The sequence below is a fragment of the Actinocorallia longicatena genome, from assembly GCF_039534125.1.
Lineage (GTDB): Bacteria > Actinomycetota > Actinomycetes > Streptosporangiales > Streptosporangiaceae > Actinocorallia > Actinocorallia longicatena.
In genome coordinates this window covers 1-14,742 of record NZ_BAAAUV010000059.1, presented here as the reverse complement: position 1 = coordinate 14,742, position 14,742 = coordinate 1, and the positions used below count along the sequence as shown (strand labels likewise).

The following is a 14,742-nucleotide window of genomic DNA, read 5'->3' as shown; positions in this document are numbered from 1 at the left end:
TTGGCCCCCGACTTCCTCGCGGGTCCCGGCAGCGGCGGCAGGACGTGGACGACCGCGTCCGCGGCGGTGGCCGCGGACGCCTCGCCCGCGAGCAGGTTGGCGGCGGCGGGGGCGAGCCGGTCGGCGGAGACGTCGGACAGCGGGAAGGTCCGCACCGGAACGTGCTCCGGGGTGCCCTGCGCCGCCTCCTCCTCCACCGATTCCAGGACGATGTGGGCGTTGGTGCCGCCGAATCCGAACCCGGAGACGCCCGCGCGCGCGGGCCGTCCCTCGTGGGCCGGCCAGTCCCGCGCCTGCGCGACGACTTCGAGGTTCAGGCCGTCGAAATCGATGTGGGGATTGGGTTCCGTGAAGTGGAGGGAGGCGGGCAGCATTCTGTGCGAAAGTGACAAAACTGTCTTAATCAGCCCAGCCGCGCCCGCCGCGGCCTCCATGTGCCCGAGGTTGGTCTTGACCGAGCCCAGGAGAAGCGGGGTGGTCCGGTCCCGGCCGAGGACGTCGCCCACGGCCCTGGCCTCGATCGGGTCGCCCAGGAAGGTGCCGGTGCCGTGCGCTTCGAGGTAGTCGAGCTCGCGGTCGCCGAGGCCCGCGTACACGTCGCGGAGCAGGGACTTCTGCGCGTCCGCGTTGGGGGCGACGAGGCCGTTGGAGCGGCCGTCGGAGTTCACGCCGGTCGCGGCGATGGTCGCCAGGACGCGGTCGCCGTCGCGGCGGGCGTCCGACAGGCGCTTGAGCACCAGGACGCCGCAGCCCTCGGCCCTGACCATGCCGTCCGCGGAGGCGTCGAAGGCCTTGCAGTGGCCGTCGGCCGCGGTGCCGCCGGCCGCGTCGAAGGTCATCGTGATGGTCGGCGAGAGGATCACGTTCACGCCGCCCGCGAGCGCCACGTCGCTGTCGCCGCTGCGCAGCGACTGGACCGCGAGATGGGTGCTGACCAGGGACGACGAGCAGGCCGTGTCGACGATCATCGAGGGGCCGCGCAGGTCGAGCAGGTAGGAGAGCCGGTTCGCGACGATGCTCAGCGCGGCACCGGTGGCCGTGAAGGCCTCCAGCCTGGTCAGGTCGGAGGCGGTCAGGCCCGCGTACTCGGGGGCCGAGACGCCCATGAAGACGCCGGTCCTGCTGCCGCGCAGCCGCGCCGGAGCGACGCCCGCGTGCTCCAGGGCCTCCCAGGCGACCTCCAGGACGAGGCGCTGCTGGGGGTCCATGACGGCCGCCTCGCGCGGCGTGATGCCGAAGAACTGGGCGTCGAACCCGGCGATGTCGTCGAGGAACCCGCCCCTGCGGGTCACGTTCTCGAGCAGGTCGGCGATCTCGGGGGAACCGTCGTCGAAGGCGTCCCACCTGCCGTCGGGCACCTCGCCGACCGCGTCGCCGCGGGCCATCAGGAAGTCCCAGAAGGAGGCCGGTCCGTCGATCCCGCCGGGGAACCGGCAGCCCAGCCCGACGACCGCGATCGGCTCGTTGGAGACGCCCGCGACGGGCGCCGAGGCCACGGCCACCTCGGGCAGTTCGGCCCCGCTCAGCGCGGCGGCCAGGCGGTTGATCGTCGGGTGTTCCCAGACGAGCGTGGCGGGCAGCGACCTACCAAGCAGTTCTTCCAATTCACCGGCAATCGCCACCGCGTCGCGGGAGGCCAGCCCGAACTCCTCGAGCGGCCGGTCGACGTCTATCTCCGCAGTGACAAGATCGGCACGATGTGCTATCTCATTGATGAGGAAATTTCGGATTTCGGCCTGGAGCTGCGGATCGCCCGACTCCGCAGACCGAGAACCATCGCTTGTCGGCATGGGTGTGGCTCCCCTGACGTTGGTCTGGTCTTGGCGGAGCGACAACCTTGTCCTGTTTTGACCGTATCCCTCTGCTCTCCAGGACCACGATTCTCACGTGTTCCTTGTCACCTTGATGACAAGAGGTCGTAGACCCGAATATGACTTGATTGAGGCGTAATGGGACGGGACAGGTACGGGTGGACGCTGACGGTCGTGGCCGTCAGCGCGTTCATGGTCACCCTCGACAACACGGTGACCAACGCCGCCGTCGACACCTGGACCAGGTACTTCGGAACCAGCCTCAGCGCCATCTCCTGGGTCGCCACCTCCTACATCCTGATCTTCTCCTGCCTCATGATCGCGGGCGGCCGGCTGGTCGACGTCTACGGCACCCGGCTGGTCTTCACCATCGGCATGAGCACGTTCACCCTCGCCTCGCTCGGCGCCGGGCTCTCCCACGAACTCCCCCAGCTCATCGCCTTCCGGGTGCTCCAGGGCTCGGGCGCCGCGCTCGCCCTGCCCGCCACGCTCGTCGCCGTGACGGTCGGCCGCACCGACAAGCAGAAGTCGCTGGGCAACCTCGTCTACATCCTCACCGCCTCGGTCGCCTCGGCGGCGGGACCCGGCCTCGGCGGCGTGATCATCCAGAGTTTCGGCTGGCAGTGGCTCTTCCTGATCAACGTGGGCCCCGGGCTGCTGGCCGTCGCGCTCGGCCTGCGCGTCCTCGACGGCCAGCGCCAGGACAGCAACGAGGGCGTCGATCTGCCCGCCGTCCTCACCTCGGCCACGATGCTGTTCGCGATCACCTACGGCGTCCACGCGGGCAGCCACATGGGCTGGACGTCCCCCAGCGCCCTGGCCGTCTTCGCGCTCGCCCTGATGTCGCTGATCTCGTTCATCGTGGTCGAGAAGTGGGCGCCCAACCCGATGATCACGACCGAGTTCTTCCGGAACAAGGCGTTCAGCGGGGGGCTCGCCGGCCAGATCCTGTGGGGCGTCGGTTTCGCGGGCGTGCTGTTCTACTCCAACGACTTCATGCAGTACGTGCTGAGCTGGTCGCCCGCCAAGGCCGGCAGCGTGTTCATCCTCCCGGCCGTCATCATCGGCGCCCTGACGCCCGTCGGGTTCTACCTCTCCGACCGGTTCGGGCCCAAGGTGCCCTGCACCGCCGGCATGGCGATCATGGCGTTCGGCCTCACCGCGTTCTCCCGGCTGACGATCAGCACGACCTTCGTCGACATGCTGCCGGGGATCATCCTGGTCGGGGTGGGCTCGGCGCTGGTCATGCCGCTGGGCATGGTCATGCTGAAGACCGTCGCGGAGGAGCGGGCGGGCGTCGCGGGCGGGCTGCTCAACGTCGGGCGCGAGATCTCGGCCGCGCTCGGCATCGTCGGCCTCGGCGCGGTCCTGCACGCGCTCCAGAAGGAGGGCAACGCCAAGGGCCTCGACCCGAAGATCGCCCTTCAGCAGGGGTCCTCGGCGGCGCTTCTGGTCGGCGGGATGCTGGTCATGGTCGGCGCGGTCATCTGCGCCTTCACCCTTCCCGGAAGGGCCGCCCCCCAGCCGGAGAAGACGACCGTCACGCTGCCGGACCGGGTGCCCGCCTACGAGTCGACCGGGCCGATCCCCTCGCTGTCGTCCGGGGCGTTCCCGATCATCCCGGACTGGTGGGGCTCCAACCAGCGGGCCGGGATACCGTCGGCGTGGCCGCCGCCGCCCCCGCACAGCCCGTACGAGATGACCCGATCGTGAGGGTTGTTGAGGAATTTACGGCCGGTGCTCTAGAGAAAACTGTCAAGACACACCAGGCTGTTCAGCCATACGTTAGGTAGCGTCGCGGACACCGGAGGGCGGACATGGGCCGGACAGTGGTGATCTTCGCCGCCGGATCGCGCGGCGATCTCCAGCCGTGCCTGGCGCTCGGACGCGGTCTCACCGACCGCGGAGACCAGGTCAGGATCATCGCCTCGCGGCGGTACGAGCGGCTCATCGCCGACACCGGGCTCGACTTCTTCCCGCTGTCGATGGACCCGACCGAGATCGTCGACTCCCCCGAAGGCCAGGAGCTCCTCGCCGGCGGCCGCAATCCGGTCCGGTTCCTGCGCAACCTCAACCGGATCGTCCGGCCGATCGCCGACCGGATGCTGAAGGAGGTCCAGGCGGGCAGCGACGGCGCCGACCTGATCCTCGCCCCCACGCTGGCCTTCCTCGGCTCACACCTCGGCGAGCACTTCGGGATCCCGCACGCGATCATCCACTTCCAGCCGTCCCAGCCGACCGGGGCGTTCCCGCACCCGTTCCTCAAGCAGGCGCGCTACCTCGGGCCCATCGGCAACCGGGCCAGCTACGAGCTGCTCGAGCACGCGACCTGGCAGCTCGCCAGGCCCTTCGTCAACTCCTGGCGCCGCGACGCCCTGCGCCTGCCGGCCGAGCCGTTCCTGGGCGGGCCGCTGGCCAAGGCCCGCAAGGCGAAGGTGCTGTGCGCCTTCTCCTCGACGGTCGTCCGCCGCCCCGCCGACTGGCCGGAGAACATCCACCTGACGGGTTACTGGTTCCTCGACCAGCCGACCTGGACACCGCCGCCGGAGCTGGAGAAGTTCCTGCTCAGCGGCCCGCCACCGGTCTACGTCGGCTTCGGCAGCATGGCGCCCGGCGACCCGGAGGCCACCGACGCCGCCATCCGCGACGCCCTGCGCGCGACCGGCAACCGCGGCGTCCTGCTCGGCGACCCCGGAACCTCCGACGACGACGTCCTGGTGCTCCGCGAGGCCCCGCACTCCTGGCTGTTCCCGCGGATGGCCGCGGTCGTCCACCACGGCGGGGCGGGCACCACGGCGGAGGGCCTGCGCGCGGGAGTCCCGTCGCTGGTCTGCCCGTTCTTCGGCGACCAGCCCTACTGGGCCGACCGGATCCACGCCCTCGGCGCGGGCCCGGCCCCCCTGCCCATCTCCAAGCTCACGCCCGAGTCCCTGGCGGCCTCGCTGCGCGCCACCACGACCCGCGCCCATCGCGACCGCGCCACCGACCTCTCCCGGGCCCTGGCCGCCGAGGACGGCGTGGCCAGAGCCTGCGAGACGCTCGACGTCCTCCAGCCCTGACCTTCAGCCCGCCATCCGCAGCACCGCCGCGGCCACCTCACGCGCGAACGCCCCGTCCACGGGCGCGTGCCGGTTGAGCAGCCGGTACCACATGGCCCCGAAGACCAGATCGACGGCGAGCTCCCGGTCGACCTCCGGCGGCAGCACCCGGTCCAGCAGCGGCCGCAGCTCGCCCCGCCGCGGCTGTATCAGCTCCCGCCGGACCCGCTCGCCCAGCTCGGGACGGCCCTGCCCGTCGACCATCACCCCGACGACGACCGCCCCCACGTAGGTCCCGGCGGAACCGAACGTGCGGACCAGGAATTCCTCCAGATCGGCCGCGGGGTCCCCGGACGGCTCCGGCGCGGCCAGCCCCTCCGCCGCGAGCTCGCCGAGCGCCTCCAGCAGGATCTCCGCCTTCTCCCCCCACCAGCGGTAGAGCGTCTGGCGCCCCACCCCCGCCGCCGCCGCGATGTCCTTCAGCGTGACGGCCTGATAGCCGTCACGCTCGCACAGCCCCAGCGCCGCGCTGAGAACCGCGCGCCGGGACTCCTCACTCCGTGGTCTGCCTCGTGTCACGGAACACACTTTACAAGACATCGTGTCTCGATTATCTTTCCTATTAACGAGACACAGTGCCTCGATAAAGGAGCTCCTCATGGAACGGGTAGTGATCATCGGTGGGACCTCGGGGATCGGGCTGGCCACCGCGGCGCGGCTGGCCCGGACGGGACGCGAGGTCGTCATCACCGGCAGGGACGAGGCCCGGCTGGAGGGCGCGCTCAAGGAGCTGGGGGCCGGGGTGAGCGGGCGGGCCGCCGACGCCAGGGACGCCGGGGCGATGCGGGCCCTGTTCGCCGGGCTCGGGAGCGTCGACCATGTCGTCATCACCGTGACCGGGCGCCAGGGGGTCGGGCCGCTGGCCGAGCTGACGCCCGAGACGCTGCGGGAGGCGGTCGAGAACAAGCTGGTCGCGCAGGTGCTGGCCGCCCAGGCGGCGCTGCCCGTCCTGGCCGGGAACGGGTCGCTGACCTTCGTGTCGGCCTCCTCGGCCGGTGCCGCCTATCCGGGCGTGGCCGGGGTCGCGGCCGTCAACGGCGCGATCGAGGCGATGGTCCCCGGGCTGGCGGTCGAGCTCGCGCCGCGGCGCGTCAACGCGGTCTCGCCGGGCGTCATCGACACGCCCTGGTGGGACTGGCTCGGCGAGGAGGCCCGGCCGGCCGTGCTGGACTCCTTCGCCGCCTCGACGGCCGTTGGTCGCGTCGGGCTCCCCGACGACGTCGCCCGCGCGATCGAGTACCTGGTGGACGGCGGCTTCACCACCGGGACGGTCCTCACCGTCGACGGCGGCGGCCGCCTCAAGGTCGCCTGAGGGTCAGGCCTTGCCCGCCTTGATGGCCTTCATCGCGAGGGGCCACGCCTTGTTGATCTCGGCCCACCAGTACTTCCAGGCGTGGGTGCCGCCGTTGTAGACGTGGGCCTTGTACTTGATGTTCAGGGCCTGGAGGCGCTCGGCGAAGTCGTCGTTGGTGACGCCGACGACGAACTCGGCGAACAGACCCGCGTCGTTGGGCATCGGGGCGCCGCGGCCGGAGGAGAAGTAGATCTTCATCCCGCGGAGCTTCCCGGCCAGCGAGAACGGGTCGTGCTTCTGCCAGTTGGCGCGGTTCTTGACCGAGTCGCCCCAGATGGCGTCGGGAACGCCGTTGGTGGAGTTCACGTAGGCCAGCGCGGTCGGCACTCCCGGGGTGAGCAGGGAGAGGATGCCGCTGTAGGAGGCGACGAACTTGAAGCGCTTGGGGTACCGCGCGGCGTAGGTCATGGCGCCCTGGCCGCCGGAGGAGTTGCCCATGATCGCGCGGTTCTTGCCCGCGTGGAAGTTCTTCTCCATGAGCTGGTACACCTCGGTCATGTGGAAGGTCTCCCACTTGGGGATCCCGCCCTTACCGCCGTTGAACCAGTTCGTGTAGGACCCGTTGCGGCCCTCGGGCATCACGACGATGGCCTTCCACTTGGCGGCCAGCTTCGCGATCTTCGTGTCGTGGGTCCACGAGACGTAGGTGTCCTGGCCGCCGTGCAGCAGGTAGACGACCGGCCAGGTCCGCTTCGTCTTGTACTTCCAGCCCTTGGGCAGCAGCACCCGGACCTTCTCCGAGGCGCCGAGCGACGGGGACTTCACGGTGAAGTCGAAGGCCCGCTTGCTCTTGTTCAGCCACTTGTAGTCGGTGATCGAGGCACCCGTGGACGCCTTCTTGAAGCCCGCGGCGGTGGCGGGAGCGGGCACCGCCGCCACCAGGGTCAGGACGAGGGCACCGGCGACCCCGAGGTGACGCAGCATGGACTAGTACTTCCTCGCGTGCAGTGCGGCCATCATCCTCGGCCAGACGAACTTGTACTCGCGGCGCCAGGCCGGCCAGTTGTGACGGCCGTCGCCGTACAGGTGCGCGATGTGGGGGATCTTGAGCTGCTTGAGCCTCTTGTGGAAGTCCTGGTCGGTGCCGCCGGTGATCGCCTCGCTGATGAGGCCGATGTCCCACGGGTCGACGTTGGGGTCGCCAGGGCCCGGACGGCCGGTCGTCCCGGACGAGAAGAAGATCTTGGTGCCCTTGAGACCCGCGGCCAGGTCGTAGGGGTTGTGCAGCTTCCAGTTGCCGCGGTCGAAGACCGGGTCGCCCCAGATCGCGTTGGCGTCCTGCCCGTTGCCGGAGTTGACGTACTGGAGCATCGTCGGCACGCCGGGCTTGAGGATGTGGAGCAGGCCGCTGAGCGAGGCGGCGTACTTGAACTGCCGCGAATAGCGGGCGGCGTAGGTGATCGCGCCCTGGCCGCCGGAGGAGTTGCCGATCGCGGCGCGGACCTTGGAGGCGCGGAAGTTGAGCTGCATCAGGGGGATGACCTCCCTGATGTGCCAGCTCTCCCACTTGGGCGTCCCGCCCTTGCCGCCGTTGAACCAGTCGGTGTAGGAGCCGTTGGCGCCCTCGGGCATCGCCACGATCGCGTCGTACTTGGAGGCGACGGTCTCGACGTCGGTGTTGCGGGCCCACGACGTGTAGTTGTCGTGACCGCCGTGGTACAGGTACACGATCGGCCAGGTGCGCTTCGACTTCATCGACCACTTGCGCGGCAGCAGCAGCCTGACCTTGACCGACTGCCCGCCGAGCGCGGGCGACTTCACCGTGACGTCGAGCTGGCGCTTGTTCTTGCTCACCCACTTGTAGGCGGTGATCCTGGCGCCGTCGGGCGCCTTCTTGAACTTGACGCCCTTCGCCGAAGCCGGCGCGCCGACCACGGACGACAGCGCGACTGCGGCTGTCAGCACGACCGCCGACATTCCCTTAGCGCGCATATTCGTCCTCTCTCCAACGCCAGCCCGGTCCGTCCGGGTTGGCAACGATCTCACGCTTGTTAACAGACTGTCCAGGAAACACCCGTTCTCGCCCTGCGCTCCACGCGTATCCGCCTCGCACAGGAGTCACGGAGCGGCGGTAGGGAGCGGGCGGGCCCGAGCGGTGGTGTGAGGGGTGGCTCGCGGGGTCGTTCGAGGGGTGCCGCCGGTCGGGGTCCCCGGCGGGGCGGCCGTCGTCCTCGACGTCGATGTCGTGGACCTCGCCCATGTCGATCGCGGCGTGCAGGAGGCGCAGCGGCTTGGGCAGCCACCAGTTCGCGTCGCCGAGGAAGCGCATGGTGGCCGGGACGAGCAGCGACCGCACCAGGGTCGCGTCCACGACGACGGCCACCAGGATGCCCACGCCGAACAGCTTCACGACCGTGATCTCGGCGGTGGAGAACGCTCCAACGACCACGATGAGCAGGACGGCGGCGCTGGTGATGATGCCGCCCGTGCGCTGGAGTCCCATCGCGACCGCGGCCCGGTTGTCGTGGGTCTTGTCCCACTCCTCCTTGACGCGGCTGAGCAGGAAGACCTCGTAGTCCATCGAGAGCCCGAACACCACGGCCAGGACGAGGATCATCGAGCTGGCGTCGACCGTCCCGGTGGGGGTGAAGTTGAGGATCTCGGCCATGTGGCCGTCCTGGAAGGCCCACACGATCGCGCCGAACGACGAGCCGATCGACAGGAGGTTCATCAGGATGGCCTTGATCGGCAGCGCGATCGAGCCGAAGGCCGCGAACAGCAGGATGAAGATGGCCACCGCGACGAAGATCGCCGTGCGCGGCAGGGTCTCGGTGAGGCTGGTCATGAGGTCCATCTGGATCGCCGTCGAACCGCCGACGACCAGGTACCGCACGCCCTCCGGCGGGGTCAGCGCCCGGATCTCCCGCACCAGGGTCCTGGTCGAGTCGTCGACCGCCTCGCCCTTGTAGGTGACCTGCATCCGGACGACACCGCTGTTCTGGTTCCAGCCCAGGTACTGCGCCGCCGTGACGTTCTCCAGGTCCGCGACCGACTTGCGGAACTTCAGCAGGTTCGGCGGGAGATCGTCCTTGCCGGGCTTGTAGCCCTTGGGGATGATGTCGCCTTCGAGCATGATGTCGATCGGGTCGAGCACACCGCCGGAGAAGTCCTTCTGGATGGTCTCGACGACCTGCCGGGTCGGCATCTTCTCCGGCAGCGACCGGATGTCGGCCGAGCCGAACTGCACGTGCCCGAACGGCGCGACCAGCACCGCGAGGACCGCCGCGACGCCCACGAAGTAGAGCACCGGGCGCTTCATGACGCTGTGCGCCAGCCGGTACCAGCCGCCGCTGTCCTCCTTGCGGCGGCCCTGGCCGATCTTGCGCCGCCAGGGCATCCGCAGGAACTCGATGCGGTGGCCGAGGATCGACAGCATCGCCGGGAGCAGCACCAGGGCCGAGAACAGCGCGACGATGATGACCGCGATGCCGCCGAGCCCGATGGAGCGCAGGAACATCTGGGGGAACAGCAGGAGCCCCGCCATGGACGCGGCGACCGTCACCGCCGAGAAGGCGACGGTCCGTCCGGCGGTGGCCATGGTGACGCCCATGGCCGTCCGGGGATCCCGGCCCTTGTTCAGCTCTTCTCTGAACCGGTTGATGATGAACAGCGAGTAGTCGATCGCCAGACCGGCCGCGAGCATGGTGACGAGCTGGAGCGCGAACGTCGACACGTCGGTGAACAGGGTGATGCCGCGCAGCACCGCCAGCGCGCCCATGATCGAGAAGATCGTGACGAACAGCGGCATGAGCGCGGCCGTGACGCTGCCGAAGACGAGGATGCCGATGATCACCACCAGCGGCAGCGTGATGAGCTCGGCCTTGTGCAGGTCCTCGGCCATCTGGGTGGTGAAGTCCTGGCCGATCGGGATCGCGCCGCCGACCTGCACCGACATGCCGGGGGCCGCGAACCTGTCCTTGATCGCGTTGTAGTGGTCGAGCAGCTCGGCGTCGGTCTGGCCCTGGAGCACGAGGGCGACGAACGTGCTCTTGCCGTCGGTGTGCGAGACCAGGCTCCTGCGGGCGTCCTTCATCTCCTGGGTGTCGCCCGGGATGTGCCAGTAGGAGGTGATCGACTTGACGTGCTGCTTCGGCAGCCGCGCCACCGTGAACAGGACCGACCGCTCGAACTCGGGGTCGGTGACCTGGAGCGTCGCGCTGCGGTAGACCAGCACGACGTGCGGGTTGGCCGCCTGGAAGTCCGCGACGGCCGTCTCGTAGACGAAGGTGGAGTCGGAGTGCGGGTCCTCGAAGCCGCCCTGCTTGAGGACGGTCGGGGCCATGACCCCGAGCCCCCACAGCCCGGATCCGAGCGCCGAGACGACGGAGACGAGCAGCACGAGCCAGCGGAATCGGTGAACGAACCGGCCCCAGCCGTACATGCCTTGCTCCTTGCGACTTAGCGGGCGACCCGGTCAGCGGTGCGGACCAGGCCTCCTTCGAGATAACGGGTGCGGGTGGCGGCGCGCGCCACCTTCCCGCTCGAGGTACGCGACAGCGAGCCCGGTTCGATCAGCACGAACTCGTGGATGTGCATCTCGTGCACCACGTTCACCTGCGCCCTGACCGTGCGCTCGACCTCTGCCAGGTCGAGCCGGGCGATCGGGACCCTGCGGTTGCGCTCGGCGACGACGACCAGGCGCTCGGTCTCCTCGCCGGTGATCGCGAACGCGGCCACGTAGTCGGGGCGGATCGCCTCGTGCGCGGCCTCGGTGGTCACCTCGATGTCCTGCGGGTAGTGGTTGCGGCCGTCGACGATGATCAGGTCCTTGATGCGGCCCGTCACGTACAGCTCGCCCTCGAAGGCCGCGCCGAAGTCGCCGGTCCGCATCCAGCCGCCGGCCGGGATGCCGTCGGCGTCCTCGATCACGGCGTTGAAGGTCTCGGCGCTGCGCTCGGAGTTGCCCCAGTAGCCGCGGCCGAGGTTCGGGCCGTGCACCCAGATCTCGCCGACCCTGCCGTCGGGCTGCTCACGCCGGGTGTCGGGGTCGACGATCGCGACGTACTGGCCGTTCGGTGCACCGCAGGAGGGCAGGTACTGCGCCTTCTCCTCGTCCAGCGGGACGATCTCTCCGCGGGTCAGCGCCTCGCGGTCCACGCCCAGCAGCTTGGCCGGGACCGAGGAGTCGGGGTTGGTCACGAACGAGCCGGACACGAACACCGTCGCCTCGGCCAGCCCGTAGGCCGGACGCAGCGCTCCCGGCTTCAGGCCGACCGGCGCGAAGGCCTCGTTGAAGGCCTTCAGCGTGGACGGCCGGATCGGCTCGGCCCCGTTCAGGCAGACGTTGAGCCCGGACAGGTCGAGCCCGGCCAGGCTCTTCTCGTTGGCCTGCCCCGCCACGTAGTCGTAGGCGAAGTTCGGGCCCGCGGTGTAGACGTTGCTGCACTCGGAGATCAGCCGCATCCAGCGGATCGGCCGCATGAGGAACGACACCGGATCGATCATGATCAGGTGGTTGCCGTTGACCAGCGGCAGCGCCAGCGCGGTGATGAGGCCCATGTCGTGGAAGAGCGGCAGCCAGGTGACGGCCTCGCAGGTCTCGGCGGCGGGCGGGTCCCACGAGGTCCACAGCTGGCGGCCGTTCACCGCGAACGCGCCGTGGGTGATCTCCACTCCGGCGGGGCTGCTCGTCGATCCGGAGGTGTACTGGAGGTAGGCCAGCTCGTCCGGGTCGGTCTTCTCGGTCTCCCACGTGCGCGTCAGGTCGATCTCGTCGGCCAGCACGATCCCGCGGGGACGCGGCACGTCGTGCTCGTCCAGGAACTTCTCGACGTAGGGGAGCGCGGCCGCGTTGGTGACGATCACGGTCGGCTCGGCGTCGGAGTAGGCGCGGATCAGCCGGTCGGCGTTGCCGGGCAGGTCCGGGGAGAACAGCGGCACCCCGACGATGTGCGAGGCGAAGGCCCCGATCATCGCGGTCAGGTACTCGAGGCTCTGCGGCAGCAGGATCGCCGCGCGGTCGCCGGGCTCGGCGATGTCGCGGAGCGCCGCGGCCATCGCGCCGCCGTGCGCCGCGACCTCTCCCCACGTGAGGCTGCGCTTGCTGCCGTCACGGTCGGTGGAGTAGTCGACGAACGTGAACGCCTTGGCGTCGGGCTTGACCCGGGCGTGCTCGGCGACGAGTTCGATCAGCGGCTTCCGGTCCAGCGAGGGGAGCAGTGAACCCAATGCCATGAATCACTCCTGGGGGCGGGCGGGTGACTCGGCGAGACTACCGGTAAGTAGCCTGACCCGGTCACTAACCACCAGGACGATTCAATTCCGGACCTTTTGTTATCCAGGTGACAAGAACCAAGAAAACAGCCCGTGACCAGCGGATCTTAGCGGTTGCGGACAGACCTGATCCACCGTGGCACGTTCCGCCGCAGGCCACGCACCGGACGGGGAAGCGGATACCCGTCGCCGGGTGACAATCTCCGCCGCCAGACCCCCAGCGCGGCGGCGAACCAGAGCAGGGCGACCTCCGCCACGACGGCGATCGCCAGCACCGTCAGCCATGACCCGCGCTCCTCCAGATCCGCCGAATTGATCATCGAGAGGGACGGCGGACCGGTCTTCGCCGGGGCCTCCGCCACCGGTGTGACGGGCGCGGCCACCCCCGGCAGGAGCACGGCCGCCTGGCCCTGGAGCGAGGCGTCTCCCGGCCCGGCCGGGACCGAACCGGTCGGGACGGCGGAAGGCGGGACCGACGCCTGCGGCAGGACGACCTGCGGCACCGCCTGAGGCACCGCAAGAGGCAACGTCTGGGGCACGAGCTGCGGAACCGGCGGGGGCACGGCCATCGGCGGCACGGCCTGCGGCAGCATGACCGGGGCCGGTTGCGGCACGTAGACCGTCCGGGTCACGGTCGTCGTGGCCCGTGGCTTGCGGGTCCCCGCCTTGCGGGGCTTCTTCCTCGGCGCCGGCGGCTCCGGGCTCCGCTCGGCCACCACCACGACCGGAGGACGCGCCTGGGCCCGGCCCGCCTTCACCGCCGGAGCGACGGACGGGCTCACGGCAGGTGCGACGGCGGCGCCAGTGGTGGCGGTGGCCGTGGCGGTGGCCGTGGCGGTGGCCTCGGGCGCGTTGGCCGCCCTGACGACCGCCGTCAGCCTGTTCCCGGCCGCCGCGGGAACCCCGGCGGGCAGCCGCTGGGGAGCGGCGTCGACCCGGGTCCGCAGCCCGACCCGCAGCTCCAGCCGGTCGGCCAGATCACCCAGCTCGCAGCCGAGAGCGGCCCCGGCGGGGACGCACCGGGCGGGGATCTCCGCCCAGGCGGCGGCCGAGGTCAGGGTCACCCGGGTGTCGCGGGCGGTGCCCCCCAGGGAACGGATCTCCACTACATAAGAGGTGACATCGCCGTTCCTCGCACCCTCGGTGATGCCGGCGCTCAGCCGGGCGGCGGGTCCGGGGTCCGGAGTCGGCACCGGCCGGGCTTGCGCGGAACCGGCGAAGGCCACGGCCGACAGGCCCGCGACCGCCCCGATCGTGAGTACGCGCGCCAACCGTCCCACCTCCCTCGTCCCGGACGGCTCTCGGCCGGGCGTTCGAGGGGTGCTGGAGTCATCCCCCCAAGATCGTCGGCGCTAACCAGGAGATCGATCGCGACCCCGATTTCACAGAGCGAAACTGGATTTCCGTATGCTGGGGAAATGAGCGTGCGGTCGCTGGAGCGGGCCTTCGATCTGCTGGAGCATCTGGCGGACGCCGGAGGCGAGATGGCCCTGTCGGAGCTGACGGAGGCCTCGGGCCTGCCGATGCCCACGATCTACCGGCTGATGCAGACCCTGGTCGCCCAGGGGTACGTGCGGCAGGAGCCGTCCAAGCGGTACGCCCTCGGCCCCCGGCTGATCCGGCTCGGCGACGGGGCGTCCCGGCTGCTCGGCACCTGGGCCAAGCCGGTGCTCGCGCGGCTGGTCGACGAGATCGGCGAGACCGCCAACATGGCCGTCCTGGAGGGCGACGAGGTCGTCTACGTGGCGCAGGTGCCCTCGCGCCACTCGATGCGCATGTTCACCGAGGTGGGCCGCCGGGTCCTGCCGCACTGCACGGGCGTCGGCAAGGCCCTGCTGGCCCAGCTCCCGCCCGAGACGGCCCGCGCGATCGTCACCCGCACCGGGATGCCGTCGCGCACGGAGCACACCTTCACCGACCCCGACGCCCTGATGGCCGAGCTGGCGAGGATCCGCGACCAGGGCTACGCGCTCGACGACGAGGAGCAGGAACTGGGCGTCCGCTGCGTGGCCGTCCCGCTGAACGCCCCCACCCTGGCCGCGCTCTCGGTCTCCGGCCCCTCGGGACGCATGACCCCCGAGACCATCGCCGCGGTCGTCCCGGTGATGCGCACCGCCGCCGACGGCTTCGCCAAGGAGCTGTGAGGCAGAGAGCCCCGAGCCGAGGAGCTCTAGGGGCTGTTTCAAAGTCGGCGCCCGTGGCGAGCGGCGTCCAGGTGCGTGCCTCGCGGGGGCGGAGGAGGGAGTCGACCTGGTTGGGTCGGCGA

The 14,742-nt window shown here is 70.2% G+C and carries 11 protein-coding genes; 4 read left to right on the top strand and 7 right to left on the bottom strand.

Features of this window, described 5'->3' with window-relative positions; all coding sequences use genetic code 11:
* Positions 1–1,790, bottom strand: a 1,790-nt coding sequence (locus ABD785_RS40770; protein WP_344840173.1) for a beta-ketoacyl synthase N-terminal-like domain-containing protein, incomplete at its 3' end; no start/stop codon positions are given.
* A gap of 159 nt (positions 1,791–1,949) precedes the next feature.
* On the opposite strand from ABD785_RS40770, the gene ABD785_RS40765 reads away from it, so the two are divergent.
* Together ABD785_RS40765 and ABD785_RS40760 are read left to right on the top strand one after the other, a co-directional pair.
* Positions 1,950–3,524: an MFS transporter gene (locus ABD785_RS40765; RefSeq protein WP_344840170.1), complete on the top strand. Its 1,575-nt coding sequence runs from the start codon at positions 1,950–1,952 to the stop codon at positions 3,522–3,524.
* A 104-nt stretch (positions 3,525–3,628) separates the two neighbouring features.
* Entirely contained in the window at positions 3,629–4,870 is a 1,242-nt protein-coding gene (locus ABD785_RS40760) for a glycosyltransferase (protein WP_344840167.1), read from the top strand.
* Positions 4,871–4,873: 3 nt separating this feature from the next.
* On the opposite strand, the gene ABD785_RS40755 is transcribed toward ABD785_RS40760, so the two are convergent.
* Positions 4,874–5,428, bottom strand: a complete 555-nt coding sequence (locus ABD785_RS40755) for a TetR/AcrR family transcriptional regulator (protein ID WP_344840164.1) — start codon at positions 5,426–5,428, stop codon at positions 4,874–4,876.
* Positions 5,429–5,507: 79 nt separating this feature from the next.
* On the opposite strand from ABD785_RS40755, the gene ABD785_RS40750 reads away from it, so the two are divergent.
* Positions 5,508–6,221: an SDR family oxidoreductase gene (locus ABD785_RS40750; protein ID WP_344840161.1), complete on the top strand. Its 714-nt coding sequence runs from the start codon at positions 5,508–5,510 to the stop codon at positions 6,219–6,221.
* A 3-nt stretch (positions 6,222–6,224) separates the two neighbouring features.
* Here the strand turns inward: ABD785_RS40750 and ABD785_RS40745 are convergent, their stop codons facing one another.
* The 5 genes from ABD785_RS40745 to ABD785_RS40725 form a co-directional block, all read right to left on the bottom strand.
* Positions 6,225–7,187, bottom strand: coding sequence for an alpha/beta hydrolase (locus tag ABD785_RS40745; protein WP_344840158.1), 963 nt, complete (start codon positions 7,185–7,187; stop codon positions 6,225–6,227).
* Positions 7,188–7,190: 3 nt separating this feature from the next.
* Positions 7,191–8,168 (bottom strand): alpha/beta hydrolase, encoded by a 978-nt coding sequence (locus ABD785_RS40740; RefSeq protein WP_344840155.1) that lies wholly within the window; start codon positions 8,166–8,168, stop codon positions 7,191–7,193.
* A gap of 16 nt (positions 8,169–8,184) precedes the next feature.
* The gene (locus tag ABD785_RS40735; RefSeq protein WP_344840154.1) at positions 8,185–10,644 is read right to left on the bottom strand and encodes an MMPL family transporter; all 2,460 of its coding nucleotides are present in this window, start codon (positions 10,642–10,644) and stop codon (positions 8,185–8,187) included.
* Between the two features lie 17 nt (positions 10,645–10,661).
* Positions 10,662–12,437, bottom strand: coding sequence for a fatty acyl-AMP ligase (locus ABD785_RS40730; protein ID WP_344840151.1), 1,776 nt, complete (start codon positions 12,435–12,437; stop codon positions 10,662–10,664).
* Positions 12,438–12,583: 146 nt separating this feature from the next.
* A complete protein-coding gene (locus ABD785_RS40725; RefSeq protein ID WP_344840149.1) occupies positions 12,584–13,747 on the bottom strand; it encodes a hypothetical protein in 1,164 nt (387 codons plus the stop codon).
* Positions 13,748–13,894: 147 nt separating this feature from the next.
* Between ABD785_RS40725 and ABD785_RS40720 the strand changes: the two genes are divergently transcribed.
* Complete coding sequence (locus ABD785_RS40720; RefSeq protein ID WP_344840147.1) at positions 13,895–14,620, top strand: IclR family transcriptional regulator; 726 nt, start codon at positions 13,895–13,897, stop codon at positions 14,618–14,620.
* The last annotated feature ends 122 nt before the right edge of the window (positions 14,621–14,742 follow it).